The organism is Streptomyces sp. NPDC006552, assembly GCF_040611655.1.
Classification (GTDB): domain Bacteria; phylum Actinomycetota; class Actinomycetes; order Streptomycetales; family Streptomycetaceae; genus Streptomyces.
Genome location: NZ_JBEXOS010000063.1, coordinates 18,353 through 32,829 on the forward strand (window position 1 = coordinate 18,353; position 14,477 = coordinate 32,829).

General features: G+C 72.2%; 13 protein-coding genes. 8 read left to right on the forward strand and 5 right to left on the reverse strand.

Annotation, left to right across the window (positions count from 1 at the left end; translation table 11 throughout):
* Positions 1 to 57: 57 nt before the first annotated feature.
* The gene (locus ABZY33_RS28640) at positions 58 to 1,290 is read left to right on the forward strand and encodes an ROK family transcriptional regulator (RefSeq protein WP_356494582.1); all 1,233 of its coding nucleotides are present in this window, start codon (positions 58 to 60) and stop codon (positions 1,288 to 1,290) included.
* A complete protein-coding gene (locus tag ABZY33_RS28645) occupies positions 1,287 to 2,852 on the forward strand; it encodes a M81 family metallopeptidase (RefSeq protein WP_356494583.1) in 1,566 nt (521 codons plus the stop codon). The genes ABZY33_RS28640 and ABZY33_RS28645 overlap by 4 nt, the downstream gene beginning before the upstream one ends.
* Here ABZY33_RS28645 and ABZY33_RS28650 read toward each other — a convergent pair.
* Positions 2,849 to 3,760 carry a helix-turn-helix transcriptional regulator gene (locus ABZY33_RS28650; RefSeq protein ID WP_356494584.1) on the reverse strand — a complete coding sequence of 304 codons (912 nt, stop codon included), beginning with the start codon at positions 3,758 to 3,760 and terminating at the stop codon, positions 2,849 to 2,851. The two genes, ABZY33_RS28645 and ABZY33_RS28650, sit on opposite strands and share 4 nt — an antisense overlap.
* A gap of 84 nt (positions 3,761 to 3,844) precedes the next feature.
* Here ABZY33_RS28650 and ABZY33_RS28655 point away from each other — a divergent pair, with 84 nt between their 5' ends.
* The 3 genes from ABZY33_RS28655 to ABZY33_RS28665 are packed head-to-tail and all read left to right on the forward strand — an operon-like array spanning position 3,845 to position 6,176.
* The gene (locus ABZY33_RS28655; RefSeq protein ID WP_356494585.1) at positions 3,845 to 4,438 is read left to right on the forward strand and encodes a non-oxidative hydroxyarylic acid decarboxylases subunit B; all 594 of its coding nucleotides are present in this window, start codon (positions 3,845 to 3,847) and stop codon (positions 4,436 to 4,438) included.
* Between the two features lie 28 nt (positions 4,439 to 4,466).
* Positions 4,467 to 5,894: a non-oxidative hydroxyarylic acid decarboxylases subunit C gene (locus ABZY33_RS28660; protein WP_356494586.1), complete on the forward strand. Its 1,428-nt coding sequence runs from the start codon at positions 4,467 to 4,469 to the stop codon at positions 5,892 to 5,894.
* Between the two features lie 36 nt (positions 5,895 to 5,930).
* A complete protein-coding gene (locus ABZY33_RS28665; protein WP_356494587.1) occupies positions 5,931 to 6,176 on the forward strand; it encodes a non-oxidative hydroxyarylic acid decarboxylases subunit D in 246 nt (81 codons plus the stop codon).
* Positions 6,177 to 6,219: 43 nt separating this feature from the next.
* Here ABZY33_RS28665 and ABZY33_RS28670 read toward each other — a convergent pair whose 3' ends face one another.
* A complete protein-coding gene (locus tag ABZY33_RS28670) occupies positions 6,220 to 7,299 on the reverse strand; it encodes an NADH:flavin oxidoreductase/NADH oxidase (protein ID WP_356494588.1) in 1,080 nt (359 codons plus the stop codon).
* 154 nt (positions 7,300 to 7,453) lie between these two features.
* On the opposite strand from ABZY33_RS28670, the gene ABZY33_RS28675 reads away from it, so the two are divergent.
* Positions 7,454 to 7,828, forward strand: coding sequence for a helix-turn-helix transcriptional regulator (locus ABZY33_RS28675; RefSeq protein WP_356494589.1), 375 nt, complete (start codon positions 7,454 to 7,456; stop codon positions 7,826 to 7,828).
* Between the two features lie 15 nt (positions 7,829 to 7,843).
* Here the strand turns inward: ABZY33_RS28675 and ABZY33_RS28680 are convergent, their stop codons facing one another.
* Together ABZY33_RS28680 and ABZY33_RS28685 are read right to left on the reverse strand one after the other, a co-directional pair.
* A complete protein-coding gene (locus tag ABZY33_RS28680) occupies positions 7,844 to 9,211 on the reverse strand; it encodes an NADP oxidoreductase (RefSeq protein WP_356494590.1) in 1,368 nt (455 codons plus the stop codon).
* 83 nt (positions 9,212 to 9,294) lie between these two features.
* On the reverse strand, positions 9,295 to 9,930 hold the full coding sequence (locus ABZY33_RS28685; RefSeq protein WP_356494612.1) for a DUF305 domain-containing protein: 636 nt from the start codon (positions 9,928 to 9,930) through the stop codon (positions 9,295 to 9,297).
* Positions 9,931 to 10,037: 107 nt separating this feature from the next.
* On the opposite strand from ABZY33_RS28685, the gene ABZY33_RS28690 reads away from it, so the two are divergent.
* On the forward strand, positions 10,038 to 11,543 hold the full coding sequence (locus ABZY33_RS28690; RefSeq protein ID WP_356494591.1) for a hypothetical protein: 1,506 nt from the start codon (positions 10,038 to 10,040) through the stop codon (positions 11,541 to 11,543).
* Here the strand turns inward: ABZY33_RS28690 and ABZY33_RS28695 are convergent.
* Positions 11,531 to 12,253 carry a helix-turn-helix domain-containing protein gene (locus tag ABZY33_RS28695; protein WP_356494592.1) on the reverse strand — a complete coding sequence of 241 codons (723 nt, stop codon included), beginning with the start codon at positions 12,251 to 12,253 and terminating at the stop codon, positions 11,531 to 11,533. The genes ABZY33_RS28690 and ABZY33_RS28695 overlap by 13 nt on opposite strands.
* 463 nt (positions 12,254 to 12,716) lie before the next feature.
* On the opposite strand from ABZY33_RS28695, the gene ABZY33_RS28700 reads away from it, so the two are divergent.
* Complete coding sequence (locus ABZY33_RS28700) at positions 12,717 to 14,459, forward strand: endo-1,4-beta-xylanase (protein WP_356494593.1); 1,743 nt, start codon at positions 12,717 to 12,719, stop codon at positions 14,457 to 14,459.
* Positions 14,460 to 14,477 lie beyond the last annotated feature (18 nt).

Here is a 14,477-nt window from a genome sequence, read left to right on the forward strand (position 1 = left end):
AGCAACTCATCGAACCAAGCGACCGAACGCACGGAAGCAAGGCGACCAGGGGGCGGCATGGCCGACACAGCGCACGACGGCGAACCGGGTTCGGCGCAGCACATACTCGGGCTCGTCCTGTCCGGCGCCGCGTCCTCCCGGGCCGATCTCGTACGGGAGCTGGGGCTCGCCCCCTCGACCGTCTCGCTGCGCGTGCAGGAGCTGGTCGCGGCCGGCGTGCTCACCGAGTCCGGCGAGGGCGCCTCGCGCGGCGGCCGCCGGCCCCGGCTCCTGCGGGCCAAGGCGCAGGGCGGCGTCGCGCTCGCCGCCGACCTCGGCAGCCACCACGCCCGGCTGGGCGCCGTCGACCTCGGCGCCGCCGTCCACGACGCCGTCGACCTGCCGCACGACATCACCGCGGGCCCCGAGTCCGCCGTCGACTGGCTCTGCGCGCAGGTGGCCCGGCTCGCGGCGGGACAGCGCGAGGCGGGGCGCACGGTCCGGGCCCTCGGCGTGGCCTTCCCCGGCCCGGTGGCGCCCGCCGACGGCCGGGTCCTGAGCCCCTCGCGCATGCCGGGCTGGCACCGCTTCCCGCTGCGCGACGTCCTCACCGAGCGGCTCGGCATGCCGGTCACCGTCGCCAACGACGCGACGATGATGGCCGTCGGCGAACACCGCACCACCCGGCCCGACCTGGACCACATGGTCGTCGTCAAGGCGGGGCGCGGCATCGGCAGCGGCATCGTCGTCGCGGGCCGGCCGCACGACGGCGCGACCGGCAGCGCCGGCGACATCAGCCACGTACGGGTCGAGGCGGCGGGCGAGCGGCCGTGCAGCTGCGGCAACATCGGCTGCCTGGAGACCGTCGCCAGCGGCGCCGCCCTCATCCGTGAACTCGCCGCGCGCGGGACCGAGGTGGCGGACACCGGCGCGCTCCTCCAGCTCGTCGCCGACGGCGACCCCGTCGCCACCACCCTCGTACGGACCGCGGGACGCCACATCGGCACCGTCCTGTCGGTCGTCGTGAACTTCTTCAACCCGCAGGCCGTCGCCCTCGGCGGCGTCCTCGCCACCGCCGAACCCCTGGTCGCCGCCGTCCGCGGCGTGCTCTACGAGCGCTGCCTGCCGCTCGCCACCGCCGACCTGGAGATCACCACCACGACCGCGGGCCCCGACGCGGGCCTGCTCGGAGCGGGCCTGACGGCGCTGCACCAGAATCTCTCGGCCACCGCCCCCGCGCTCCGGCCCACCCCGCCGCGGAGCCCCGCACCGCGGACCACCGCACCTCAGGAAGAGAGCGCCCCCGCATGACCGGCACCACCCCCGCACCCCGGCGCCGCCTGCGTATCGGCATCGGCGGCATCGGCATCGAGTCCTCCACGTTCTGCCCGCACCGCTCCACCGCCGACGACTTCCGCCAGACCCGCGGCCAGGAGCTGCTCGACCGCTACACGTGGACCCGGCCGGAGAGCGACCTCGCCGCCCTCGTGGAATGGGTGCCGCTGCTGCACGCGACCTCGCTGCCCGGCGGCCCGGTCGAAGCCGCGTCGTACCTGACGCTCAAGGACGAACTGGTCACCCGGATCCGGCGAGCGGGCCCGCTGGACGGGCTCGTGTACGACATCCACGGCGCCATGAGCGTCGTCGGCCTCACCGACGCCGAGGGCGACCTGACCGAGGCCGTGCGCGCCGCGCTCGACCACGCCGGCACCCCAGGCGGCGGCCGACCTCTGCTCTCCGCCGCCATGGACCTGCACGGCAACGTCTCACGCCGGTTCGCCGAACCGGTCGACCTGCTCACGGCCCACCGCCTCGCCCCGCACGAGGACGCCTGGGAGACCCGCGTGCGCGCCGCCCGCAACCTCGTGCGCTGTCTGCGCGAAGGCGTGCGCCCGCACCGCGCCTGGGTCCAGGTCCCGGTCCTGCTCCCCGGCGAGAAGACCAGCACCCGCCTGGAACCCGCCAAGTCCCTGTACGCCGCGCTCGCCGAGATCGAGAAGAAGGACGGCATCCTCGACGCCGCGATGTGGGTCGGCTACGCCTGGGCCGACGAGCCGCGCTGCAAAGCCGCCATCGTCGTGACCGGTGAGGACGCCGAACTGGCCGCACGGGAAGCCGAGTCGCTGGCCCGGCGCTACTGGGAGGCCCGCAAGGACTTCGTCTTCGTCGGCCCGACCGGCAGCGCCGAGGAGTGCATCGAGCAGGCCGTCGCCTCCGACAAGCGGCCCTTCCTCATCAGCGACTCCGGCGACAACCCGACGGCCGGTGGCGCGGGTGACCTCGCGTACATGCTGGACAAGCTCCTCGCCCACGACGCGATCCGCGGCGGCCGGGTCACCGCCGTCCACCCGGGCATCACCGACCCGGCCGCCGTCGCCGCCTGCTTCGCCGCCGGCGTCGGCGCGCGCGTCACGCTCTCCGTCGGCGGCAAGGTCGACAAGAACCACGGCGGCCCCTACGAACTCACCGGCACCGTCGAGGCGTTGCAGCGCGCCACCGACCAGAAGGACCGGGCCGAGGGCGGCGCCTACGACCGCGGCGTCGACATGGCGGCCGTCCGCGCCGGCGGCCTCACCGTGATCCTGGTCGAACGCCGCAAGCCCTTCCACACCCTCGCCGACTTCACCGGCCCCGCCGACGGCGGCCTCGGCATCGACCCGCGCACGTACGACCTCGTCGTCGTCAAGATCGGCTACCTGGAGCCGGAGCTGTACGACATGGCCGCCGACTGGCTGCTCGCGCTCACCCCGGGCGGCGTCGACCAGGACCTGCCGCGCCTGGGCCACCACCGGGTCGAGCGGCCGCTCTACCCCTTCGACGAGGACGCGTACGACACCGGCGACGGCCCCGACCTCACGCCGGTCCTGCTCTAGACGATCCGCTGTGCCGGTCCCGCCCGGAACGCCCCGGGCGTCTCGCCCTCCCGCAGCCGGAAGAACTTGGTGAAGTCGCTCGGATCGGCGAAGCCGAGCCGCGCCGCCACCTCGCGGGCCGGCAGGCCGCTGTGCCACAGCAGCCGCTTCGCCTCCAGCAGCACCCGGTCGTCGATGTACTGCTTCGCGGTGCGGCCGGTCGCGGCGAGGGTCGCCCGGGTCAGCGTCCGCGGGCTGTAGCCGAGCGCCGCCGCGTACTCCTCCACCCGCCGGGTCACCGCGTGATCCCGTTCGACGGCCGCGTGGAACCGGCGGAACGTGCCGGAGACCGCCGTCCTGTCCGGCGCCGGGTCGCGGACCGCCGCCAGCCGCACCACCAGCACCGACAGCAGGGCGCGCAGCACCTCGGTGTGGGCCCGCAGCGGCAGCGCGGCCAGCGCCCCGTACTCGTGGCGCAGGTGGTCGAGGGCCCGGTCCACCGCCTCGGCGTCGGGCCCGCGCGGCGTCAGCGGACGCTGCTCGTAGGGCGGATCCAGGTGCGCGGCCGAGACGGTCGCGGGCGGCAGGAAACCCGGCTGGAAGAGCACGATCACCCCGTCCGCCGCCGCCAGTCCCGGGCCGAACCGCTGCACCTGCCCCGGCCGGATCCACAGCCACGACCCGGGCCGCAGCTCCTGCTCGACGAAGTCCACCCACATCCGCACCGGCCGGTCCCGGGCGCCGATCAGCTGGTGGAAGGCGGGGCGCGAGGGGACATAGGGGTCGTTCCCGTGCCGCCGGGCCCGCTCGTACAGACCGGCGAGTTCGACCAGCTCGACGCCGGAGGGCGCGCCGACATTCGGCGTGTACGCCAGCTCCCTGACGTCCGCGCCCGGACCGGTCCGCGCTTTCTGTCCGTTTCTCCCCATGCCGAGTCCCGAGCGTACCGCTGCCCCGGCCGTCCCGCGCCCTAGCGTGAAAGCACAGGTCAGCGACGGGTGAGGAGAGGTTCTGTGCGATTGGTCGTCGGCATGACGGGGGCGACGGGAGCACCGTTCGGTGTCCGGCTCCTGGAGAATCTGCGCGAGCTGCCGGACGTGGAGACCCATCTGGTCCTCTCCCGGTGGGCGCGCACCACGATCGAGCTGGAGACCGGCCGGTCCGCAGCCGAGGTCACCGCGCTCGCGGACGTCACGCACCACCCGGACGACCAGGGCGCCACCATCTCCTCGGGCTCGTTCCGCACCGACGGCATGGTCATCGTGCCGTGCTCCATGAAGACCCTCGCGGGCATCAGTACCGGCTACGCCGAAGGGCTCGTGGCGCGCGCCGCCGACGTCGTCCTCAAGGAGCGCCGCAAGCTCGTGCTCGTCCCGCGCGAAACGCCGCTGAGCGAGATCCATCTGCGGAACATGCTCGAACTCGCGCGGATGGGCGTGCAGTTGGTGCCGCCCATGCCCGCCTTCTACAACCACCCGCGCAGCGTCGACGACATCGTCGACCACGTCACGGCACGCATCCTCGACCAGTTCGAGCTGCCCGCGCCCGCCGCCCGGCGCTGGGCCGGCATGCGCGCGGCCCGCGCCGCCTCCTGTGACGCCGCCTGAACTCCCGTACCGCACAAAGGAACGCACCATGGCCCATGACGATCTGCGCAGCTTCCTCGCCACCCTGGACCAGGAAGGCCAGCTGCTGCACATCACCGACGAGGTCCTGCCCGAACCGGACCTCGCGGCCGCCGCCAACGCGACGGGCCGCATCGGCGAGAACGCCCCCGCCCTCTACTTCGACAACGTCACGGGCTTCACCGACGCCCGCATCGCGCTGAACGTGCACGGCTCCTGGGCCAACCACGCGCTCGCCCTCGGCCTGCCCAGGAACACGCCGGTCAAGGACCAGGTCGAGGAGTTCGCCCGCCGCTGGGACGCCTTCCCCGTCGCGCCCGAACGCCGCGAGGACGCGCCCTGGCGCGAGAACACCCAGCAGGGCGCGGACGTCGACCTCTTCACCGTCCTGCCGCTGTTCCGCCTCAACGACGGCGACGGCGGCTTCTACCTCGACAAGGCCGCGGTCGTCTCCCGCGACCCCGAGGACCCGGAGAACTTCGGCAAGCAGAACGTAGGCACCTACCGCATCCAGGTCATCGGCCGCGACCGGCTCGCCCTCCAGCCCGTCCCCATGCACGACGTCGCCCAGCACCTGCGCAAGGCCGAGGAGGTGGGCGAGGACCTGCCCATCGCCATCACCCTCGGCAACGACCCCGTGATGGCGATCGTCGCCGGGATGCCGATGGCGTACGACCAGAGCGAGTACGAGATGGCCGGCGCGCTGCGCGGGGCGCCCGCGCCGATCGCCACCGCGCCGCTCACCGGCTTCGACGTGCCCTGGGGCAGCGAGGTCGTCATCGAGGGCGTCATCGAGTCCCGCACCCGTCAGATAGAGGGCCCCTTCGGCGAGTTCACCGGCCACTACTCCGGCGGGCGCCGGATGCCGGTCATCCGCGTGGACCGCGTCTCGTACCGGACGAACCCCGTCTTCGAGTCGCTCTACCTCGGTATGCCGTGGACCGAGGTGGACTACCTCGTCGGGCCCAACACCTGCGTCCCGCTGCTCAAGCAGCTGCGCGCCGAGTTCCCCGAGGTGCAGGCCGTCAACGCCATGTACACCCACGGGCTGATGGTGGTGATCTCCACCGCCAAGCGGTACGGCGGTTTCGCCAAGGCTGTCGGCATGCGCGCGATGACGACACCGCACGGGCTCGGCTACGTCGCCCAGGTGATCGTCGTCGACGAGGACGTGGACCCCTTCAACCTGCCGCAGGTCATGTGGGCGATGTCCGCGAAGGTCAACCCGAAGGACGACGTCGTGGTCATCCCGAACCTCTCGGTCCTCGAACTCGCGCCCGCCGCCCAGCCCGCCGGCATCACCAGCAAGATGATCATCGACGCCACCACCCCGGTCGCGCCCGACGTCCGCGGCAACTTCTCCACCCCCGCCAAGGACCTGCCCGAGACCGCCGAGTGGGCGGCCCGCCTGCAACGGCTCATCGCCGCCCGCCGCTGAGCCCGCCTCACCCGTCTCCAGAAAGGCCCGACTCCCGTGACCGACCAGCCCCTTGACTGCCCCCGCTGCGCCTTCGAAGCGGTCTCGCAGCTCGCCACCTCGCCCGTGCCCGGCGTCTGGGACGTGCTCCAGTGCGACCGGTGCCTCTACACCTGGCGCACCAGCGAGCCCGCCCGGCGCACCCGGCGCGACGCCTACCCGGACCTCTTCAAGCTGACCCAGGACGACCTCGACAGCGCCATCGAGGTGCCCGCCGTGCCGCCGCTGCGGGCCGACGCCTGAAGGGGGTGCCCGGCCGGGCACCCCCTTCAGGAACGGACTCCGCTCAGACGGACCGGTGGTACTGCTCCGGCACGTGGACGTCGGCGCCCAGCTCCCGCGCCGCGTGCCGGGCGAACGAGGGGTCGCGCAGCAGCTCACGGCCGAGCAGCACCGCGTCGGCCTCGCCGTCCGCGAGGATCTTCTCGGCCTGCTGCGGGTCGGTGATCAGGCCGACGGCGGCGGTCGGCACCCCGGCCTCGCTCCGCACCCGCGCCGCGAACGGCACCTGGTATCCGGGGCCGACCGGGATCCGCACACCAGCGGCGTTGCCGCCCGTGGACACGTCGATCAGGTCCACACCGTGCGCCTGGAGCTCCGCTGCGAAGCGCACCGTGTCGTCCCCGGTCCAGCCGTTCTCCTCCAGCCAGTCGGTGGCGGAGATACGGAAGAACAGCGGCAGCCCGTCGGGCCACACCGCGCGCACCGCGTCGACGACCTCGAGGGCGAACCGGGTCCGGTTCTCGTACGAGCCGCCGTAGGCGTCGGTGCGCCGGTTGCTGTGCGGGGAGAGGAACTCGCCGATCAGATAGCCGTGCGCGCCATGGATCTCGGCAACCTCGAACCCGGCGTCCAGCGCCCGCCGTGCCGCGTCCGCGAACTGCTCGACGATCTCCGCGATGCCCTCGGTGGTCAGCTCGGCCGGCACCGGGTGCCGGTCGTCGAAGGGCACGGGGCTCGGCGCCACGGCCTGCCACCCGTGCTCCTCGGGGGCGACGGGCGCGCCGCCCTTCCAGGGGCGGTCGGTCGAGGCCTTGCGGCCCGCGTGGCCGAGCTGGATGCCGGCCACCGTGTTCTGGGACCGCAGGAACGCGGTGATCCGGCGGAACGCGTCCACCTGCGCGTCGTTCCAGATACCGAGGTCGTACGGGGAGATCCGGCCCTCGGGGCTGACCGCCGTCGCCTCGACGATGATCAGCCCGGTGCCGCCGGCCGCCCGCGCGCCGTAGTGCTGGAAGTGCCAGTCCGTGGGGGCGCCGGTCAGCGGGCCCTCGGGGGCGGCGCTGTACTGGCACATCGGCGGCATCCAGACGCGGTTCGGGACGGTCAGCGACCGCAGGGTGTAAGGATCGAACAGCGCGCTCACGACGGACTCCATTCGTACGGGTTCCAGGGCCTCCCTCGTACGATAGACGTCGTAGTACGGTGACTGTCAAACTACGAGAATTCTCGTACAATGGCGGCCGGACGCGGGACGCCGGGACGCGGGAGCCGCCGCGCACACTTCAAGGGGAGCCGCCATGACGACCGCCGCAGCGCAGACCACCGGCAGCCGGGCCCTCGCGCACCCCGAACGCGCTCAGATCCGCCTCGAAGCGGTGCTGCACGCGCTCTCCGACCCGATGCGCCTCGCGGTCGTGCGCGAGATGGCGACCGCGCAGGGGACCGACTCACCGGGCCTGTCCTGTTCGCACTTCGACCTGCCCGTGACCAAGTCGACCTCCACGCACCACTTCCGGGTGCTGCGCGAGAGCGGGGTGATCGAGCAGGTCTACCGGGGGACCGCGAAGCTGAACGGGCTGCGCCGGGCCGATCTGGACGCGCTCTTCCCCGGCCTGCTCGACAGCGTCCTCGCCGCGGCGGCCCGTCAGGCGGACCGGCTCGGCGAGCTCTGACGCCCCGGCCCGTGCTCAGCCTGTCGCCTCATGGGCGTCCCGGGCCGCGTCCAGCAGTCCCGCCCAGTCGGCGATCTTGACGGAGCCGCGTCCCAGCGACCCTCCGAGCGCCGCCTCGGCCCGCTCGATCGCCTGCCAGCCGGCCCACTCCACGGGCCGCGCCCCGGCGGCGATCAGCCCGGCCAGCGGGTCCGGCCGGCCGGGGGCCGGGTCCGGGCCGGGCGTCAGCGCGCCCAGGTCCGTCAGCAGGGAGGTCACGGTCTCCTTGGCGCAGGGCCGGTTGGTGCCGATGACCCCGGTCGGCCCGCGCTTGATCCACCCCGCCACGTACTCGCCCGGCGAGACGCGCCCCTCCCGCAGCACCCGGCCCGCCGCCTGCGGAACCGTCCCGGAGACCGCGTCGAACGGCAGCCCCGCCAGCGGCACCCCGCGGTACCCCACCGAGCGCAGCACCAGCTGCGCCCCGATCTCCTCGTACCTGCCCGTGCCGCCGACGCCCCCGAGCCCGTCCGGCGCGGTCCGCTCGAAGCGCACCCCCGCGACCCGGCCGCCGCCCTCGACGATCGCCACGGGCCGCAGGAAGAACCGCAGGTGGATGCGGTGGGCGCCTCCCCGGTGCGGCCGGTCCGCCCAGGAGCGCAGCACCGCCACGTTCCGCCGGACGGCGCCGGGCAGCGCGGCGGGGTCGCGGTACCCCGCGTCGAGGGCCAGCTCGGCCTCGTCGACCACGATGTCCGTGTCCGGCAGCGAGCCGAGTTCGCGCAGCTCCTTGGTGGTGAAGCGAGCCTGGGCGGGACCGCGCCGGCCCACCATGTACACGTCGCGCACCTCACTCGCCGCCAGGACGCCGAGCGCCGCCTGCGGCATGTCGGTGCGGGTGAGTTCGGCGGCGCCGCGGACCAGCATGCGGACCACGTCGACCGCGACGTTCCCGACGCCGATCGCGACGGCCGTGCGCACACCGCGGACGAAACCGTCGTCACGGGCGTCCGGATGCGCGCTGTACCAGGCCACGAAGTCGGTCGCGGACCAGCTGCCGGGCAGATCCTCGCCGGGCACGCCGAGCCGCCGGTCGGCCGCGGCACCCACGCAGTAGACGACCGCGTCGTACAGCTCCAGGAGCGTCGAAGGGGGCAGGGCCGGGCCGACCTCGACGCCGCCGAGGAAACGGACGCGCTCGTCCTGGAGCACCGCCCGCAGGGTGCCCTGCAACGACTTGATCTTCTCGTGGTCGGGCGCGACCCCGTAGCGCACCAGCCCGTACGGGCACGGCAGCCGGTCGAGCACGTCGACCCGGACGTCCGGGAGGAGGGTCTGCTGAACGAGACTCTGCGCGGTGTAGACCCCGCCGGGGCCCGATCCGACGACGGCGATGTGCGGCACAGGCGGCTCCTTCCGCAGGTGCGCTGCTCCTCCCAGCATGGCACCGCCACCCGCGTCCGGGGAGCCCCGGGCGGGGCGGCCGTTCAGGACATGTCGCGCATCCGGCTGATCTCCGTCGTCTGCTGCGCGATCACGTCGTCGGCCATCTCCTCCACCTGCACGTCGTTGCCCTCGCTCTTCACCTCCGTCGCCATCGTCACGGCGCCCTGGTGGTGGGTGATCATCAGTTTCAGGAACAGCGTGTCGAACGCCGCGCCCCGCGCGGCCCGCAGGCTCTTCAGCTGAGCCGCGCTCGCCATCCCCGGCATCGCCGCATGCGCGTCGTGCCCCTCGGGGCTCGCGACGCGGTGGTGCTGTTTCAGCCAGCCGCGCATCACCGCGATCTCGGGCTTCTGCGCGGCCGAGATCCGCTCGGCCAACCGCTTCAGCTGCCCCGACTTGGCTTGTTCCGGCGCCAGTTCGGTCATCTTCAGGGCCTGCTGGTGGTGCTCGATCATCATCTGCGCGTAGCGTACGTCGGCCGAGTTGGGCTGGTCGTCGGCGCCGCGCCGCCGCGCGTCTTGGGCCGACAGGGTCTCCGCCGCCTCCCCCGGCCGGCCCGGCGCGATGACCGAAGGGCCGTTCGAAGCAGGGGAGTTGGCCTGATCCGATCCCCCCGAGTCGCACGCCGTCGCCCCCAGCGCGAGCGCCGCGAGCAGCGCGGGAACAGCAACTTTCATGACGAGTCCGTTGCCATCTGTTGATCTGAGCATGATGAAGACGATACTCGGGGGATCCGTGAACCGTTCACGTATCAATGACGTCATCGTCAGTCAGGGAGACAACAGTGACCCTGTTGCAGGACTCCACCCGAACGCGCCGCAGACGCCTGGGAGTCGGGGCGGCCGCGGCCGGACTGCTCGCGGCGCTCCTGGCCGCGGGACCGGTCTCGGCGACGCCCGATCCGGGCGACCGCTCGGCGGCGCCCAAGGGCGTCTCGAAGAGCGTCGAGACCGAGGCCGGGGCGGCGATCGCCGCCGGCGAGATACCCGGCCAGGACGAGATCGTCCACTCGGCCAACATCGAGCACCTCACCAACATCCCCAAGGACGCGCTCCCGAACTACAACACGGACCTCGCCTTCCAGGGCAGGTACGCGTTCGCCGGGAACTACGACGGTTTCCGCATCTACGACATCAGCAACCCCAAGGCGCCCCGGACCGTCTCCCAGGTGCTCTGCCCGGGCTCGCAGAACGACATCTCCGTCTCCGGGAACCTGCTCTTCCTCTCCACGGACAGCTCGCGCAGCGACAACTCCTGCGCCTCCACCACTCAGCCGGCGACCGAGAAGTCGTCCTGGGAGGGCATGAAGGTCTTCGACATCAGCGACAAGCGGAACCCGAAGTACGTCGCCGCCGTCGAGACCGCGTGCGGCTCGCACACGCACACGCTGGTGCCGGAGAAGAAGGACGTCTACATCTACGTCTCCTCGTACTCGCCCAGCGCGACCTTCCCCGACTGCCAGCCGCCGCACGACGGCATCTCGGTCATCAAGGTGCCGCGCAAGGCCCCGCAGAAGGCGGCCGTGGTCAACTTCCCCGTGCTGTTCCCCGGTGAGGGCGCGGACGGCGGCGGCAACCCGGGCGGGCCCGTCAACCCCGGCGTCTCCAAGACCACCGGCTGCCACGACATCACGGTGCTGCCCTCCCAGGACCTGGCCGCCGGGGCCTGCATGGGCGACGGCATCCTGTTCTCCATCAAGGACCCGGCCCGTCCCAAGGTCATCGACCAGGTCCAGGACAACGTGAACTTCGCGTTCTGGCACTCGGCGACCTTCAACCAGAAGGCGAACAAGGTCGTCTTCACCGACGAGCTGGGTGGCGGCGGTGCGGCCACCTGCAACGCCGCGACCGGCCCCGACCGCGGCGCGGACGGCATCTACGACATCACCGGCAAGGGCGACAAGCGCAAGCTCGTCTTCCGCAGCTACTTCAAGATCCCGCGCCACCAGGCCGACACCGAGAACTGCGTCGCCCACAACGGCTCGCTCATCCCGGTCAAGGGCAAGGACCTCATGGTCCAGGCCTGGTACCAGGGCGGTGTCTCCGTCTGGGACTTCACGGACTCCACCCGGCCCAAGGAGATCGGCTACTTCGAGCGCGGCCCGCTGACCACCGACACACTGACCCTCGGCGGCTCCTGGTCGGCGTACTACTACAACGGCTACATCTACTCGAACGACATCCAGAAGGGCTTCGACGTCCTGAAGGTCAAGGACCGGCGGACGGACCCGGCGCAGCGGGTCCGCATGGGCGAGCTGAACGTCCAGACGCAGCCCGACTACTTCGGCTGACGCGGCTCCGTGGCCCGGCCGTCCTCGTCGGCGGCCGGGCGCGGCCGCTCGAAGTAGCGGGAGAAGTCTGCCGTCCGGCCGTGCGCCGCGCTCGCGCCGGGCGGCTCGTCGTCACCGTCGCCCGGCGGGAAGCCCCGCTCCCACTCCAGCCCGTACCGCTCGAACAACTCGGTGCGCAGCGTCACCAGCGGCATCGGTGCGCCCGGCACGAGCATCGCGAAGACCGCGCCCATCAGCACGGCGCGCAGCAGCGGATAGTCCCGGTCGACGTCGAGCGTCCCGTGCCGTACGACGGTGTCGCGCAGCAGCGCCGCGAGCCGCTGCTGCTCCGGGCACTGCACGAACCCCTCGGCCTGCAGGATGCCCGCCATGTGCGTGCGCATCAGCACGGGTTGGTCCCGGGCGAGCCCCAGGATCGCGTCGACGGCCCGGGCGAGGCGCTCGTCCCCGTCCTGCGTCGACGGCTCGCACTCCAGGGCCTCTTCGAGGGTCCGGTGCATCAGCCGGTGCACGGCGGACTGCAACAACTGCCGCTTCCCGGGGAAGTAGTACGAGACCAGACCGCGTGCGGAGCCCGCCCGGTCCGCGATGTCGCCGAGCGTCGTCGCGTCGTACCCGCGCTCCCCGACGAGTTCGAGTGTCGCCTGCAGGAGCCGCTCCCGGGAACGCCGGCGCAACTCCTCATTGACCGATGCGCTTCGGGGGGACATCCTTGACTCCTGCGTTGACTGGCTCTCAGCCAACTATACTCAACGCGTCCCGGCCGCCGGCCTCCTGGGTGCGGTGTGCACGGGTGGGCCGGCCGTATTCGGGCGACGCGGGGGATCGTCCGAATACGGCCGCGCCACGGCCCTGCCGGCCTCCGGACGGTGCCGGTGCGGCCTGAGGGGAAACCGCAGTGCCGACCAGCGCGCTCAGCGGGTCGATTGCGTACGCCCTGCTTCGCCGAGTACCCGTTCTGACTCAGGGCGGCCCGGCCGCGGCTCGTCCGCCCGTCCCACCTCGCCGGCACACATGTCTTTGACGCGCCTCGCGCGCAGGCCGGGACGATCCGGCCCGCTCCGCCACCCGAGCTGGGACATGCCCCATGAGGCTGTCGTACCTCATGCGTGATGAACTGTGGCCCGGTTTCGAGGCGTTGATCTCGTCTCGGACAAGAGAGTGGGAGCGACCGTGGTCCTTGGTGGGGGGACGTGGCAGCGGCTGACCGCCGTGCTGCTCGTCATGGTGGTGGCGGCCGGGTGTACGGCGCGGGGCGCAGACGCGGGCGGTGGAAACGACGAGGACCTGCTGCGGAACCACGACTGGACGCAGCTGCCGGGCACCACCGAGCGGAACGACGTCCTGCGGGTCAGTGCACTGGATCGGCGCATCGTGGAGCAGGACTCCTCCGGCGGCCGGCCCAACCCCCCGCTGAACCTGGCCGGCCCGCATCTCAGGTCGGACGGCGATTTCACCGTCACCGCGCGCATGTCCGGTGTGGGTGACGATGACGGCGGGTCATGGCTGCGGCTGTACGGACGGGTACCGGTCATCTATGACGAGTGGCGGCAGGAGCGTCCCTCACTCCGCGTCGGCGTGACCGCCGGCGGACACGTGAGGGTACAGATATGGGACGGCGAGGGCGATGAGCCGGCCACCTCCGAGGATTTCGACTGCGCCTGCCGCGGGACGGTGACGCTCGCCGTGTCGAGCATCGGCGACACCTTCCGCGTAACAGCCGACGGGCGGCGACTGGGAACCGTGCGGGACCCGGGGGTGTTCGCCGAGGGCACTGTCTGGTTCGGTCTTGAGGCGGACGCGGGCGAGGACGAGCACCGCGAGGGATGGCGCCTGACGCAACTGACCGCGCGGGCGGAGAGCGGTGACTCGCTCCGCGTGATCAAGGCGCCGCGGCTACGCCAGGAGCAGTCCGACGACTCGCTGCGTGCGCGGGCCGCGGACGTGGGGCGGCCGTTCGACATCGGCGCCGCCCTGGCCGAGAACCCGCTGCTGACCGACGCACGCTACCGGGCGCTCGCAGGGAGCCAGTTCTCCATGCTCACTCCGGAGAACGCGTTCAAGCCACAGTTCCTCCACCCGCGCCGCGGCGTCTACGACTTCCGCGACGCGGACCTCCTCGTACGCTTCGCCCGCGCGAACGGCATGAAGGTGCACGCGCACACCCTCGTCTGGCACGAGGCTCTGCCCCGCTGGATGCGGGAGAACGACGACCCCGAGGAGGTGCGCCGGACCATGCTCCGGCACATCGCCGTGGTCGCCGGGCACTTCAAAGGAAAGGTCGCGGAATGGGATGTGGTCAACGAGCCCATGTCCGACGACGACAGGAGCTACACCGACGGAGATCTCGGTCTGCGCTCCGAACAGAGCCCCTGGTTCGAGGCCATGGGAGAGGAGTACATCGACGAGGCGTTCAGGGCCGCCCACCGGGCCGATCCGACGGCACGGCTGTTCCTCAACGAATACGGGGTCGAGGAGGAAGGTGAGCGATGGGACGCCCTTTACGATCTGGTCAAGCGGCTCAAGGGACGTGGCGTACCGATCGACGGCGTGGGTTTCCAGAACCATGAGTACGCACCTGGCGACCGCACCGACCCCGAGACCTTCCGCAGCCATGTGCGGGATCTGGCAGAGGTCGGGGTTCAGGCGCGGGTGTCGGAGATGGACGTCCCCATAGGCGAGGACGAGGAGGACGGGCGGCAGACCCAGGCTGACGAGATGGCGGGCAAGCTGCGGGTCTGCCTGGAGGAGCCGAACTGCACATCGTTCTCCACCTGGGGATTCACCGACCGGTACGGTTCCACCGCCGACACCGGGACCTACCCGGCGCGCACGGCCGATTCCCTGCCGTGGGACGCGGCCCTGCGGCCGAAGGCGGCGTACGAGCGCCTGCTGGCGGCCTTTGACGCGGCGTGAGAATCGAGGTGCGCTTCC

Excerpts from the sequence above, each read along its gene's own strand:
- ABZY33_RS28695 (WP_356494592.1), bottom strand. The coding sequence starts at position 12,253 with ATGTCCCCCCGAAGCGCATCGGTCAATGAGGAGTTGCGCCGGCGTTCC.
- ABZY33_RS28675 (WP_356494589.1), top strand. The coding sequence starts at position 7,454 with ATGACGACCGCCGCAGCGCAGACCACCGGCAGCCGGGCCCTCGCGCAC.
- ABZY33_RS28640 (WP_356494582.1), top strand. The coding sequence starts at position 58 with ATGGCCGACACAGCGCACGACGGCGAACCGGGTTCGGCGCAGCACATA.
- ABZY33_RS28650 (WP_356494584.1), bottom strand. The coding sequence starts at position 3,760 with ATGGGGAGAAACGGACAGAAAGCGCGGACCGGTCCGGGCGCGGACGTC.
- ABZY33_RS28660 (WP_356494586.1), top strand. The coding sequence starts at position 4,467 with ATGGCCCATGACGATCTGCGCAGCTTCCTCGCCACCCTGGACCAGGAA.
- ABZY33_RS28645 (WP_356494583.1), top strand. The coding sequence starts at position 1,287 with ATGACCGGCACCACCCCCGCACCCCGGCGCCGCCTGCGTATCGGCATC.
- ABZY33_RS28685 (WP_356494612.1), bottom strand. The coding sequence starts at position 9,930 with ATGAAAGTTGCTGTTCCCGCGCTGCTCGCGGCGCTCGCGCTGGGGGCG.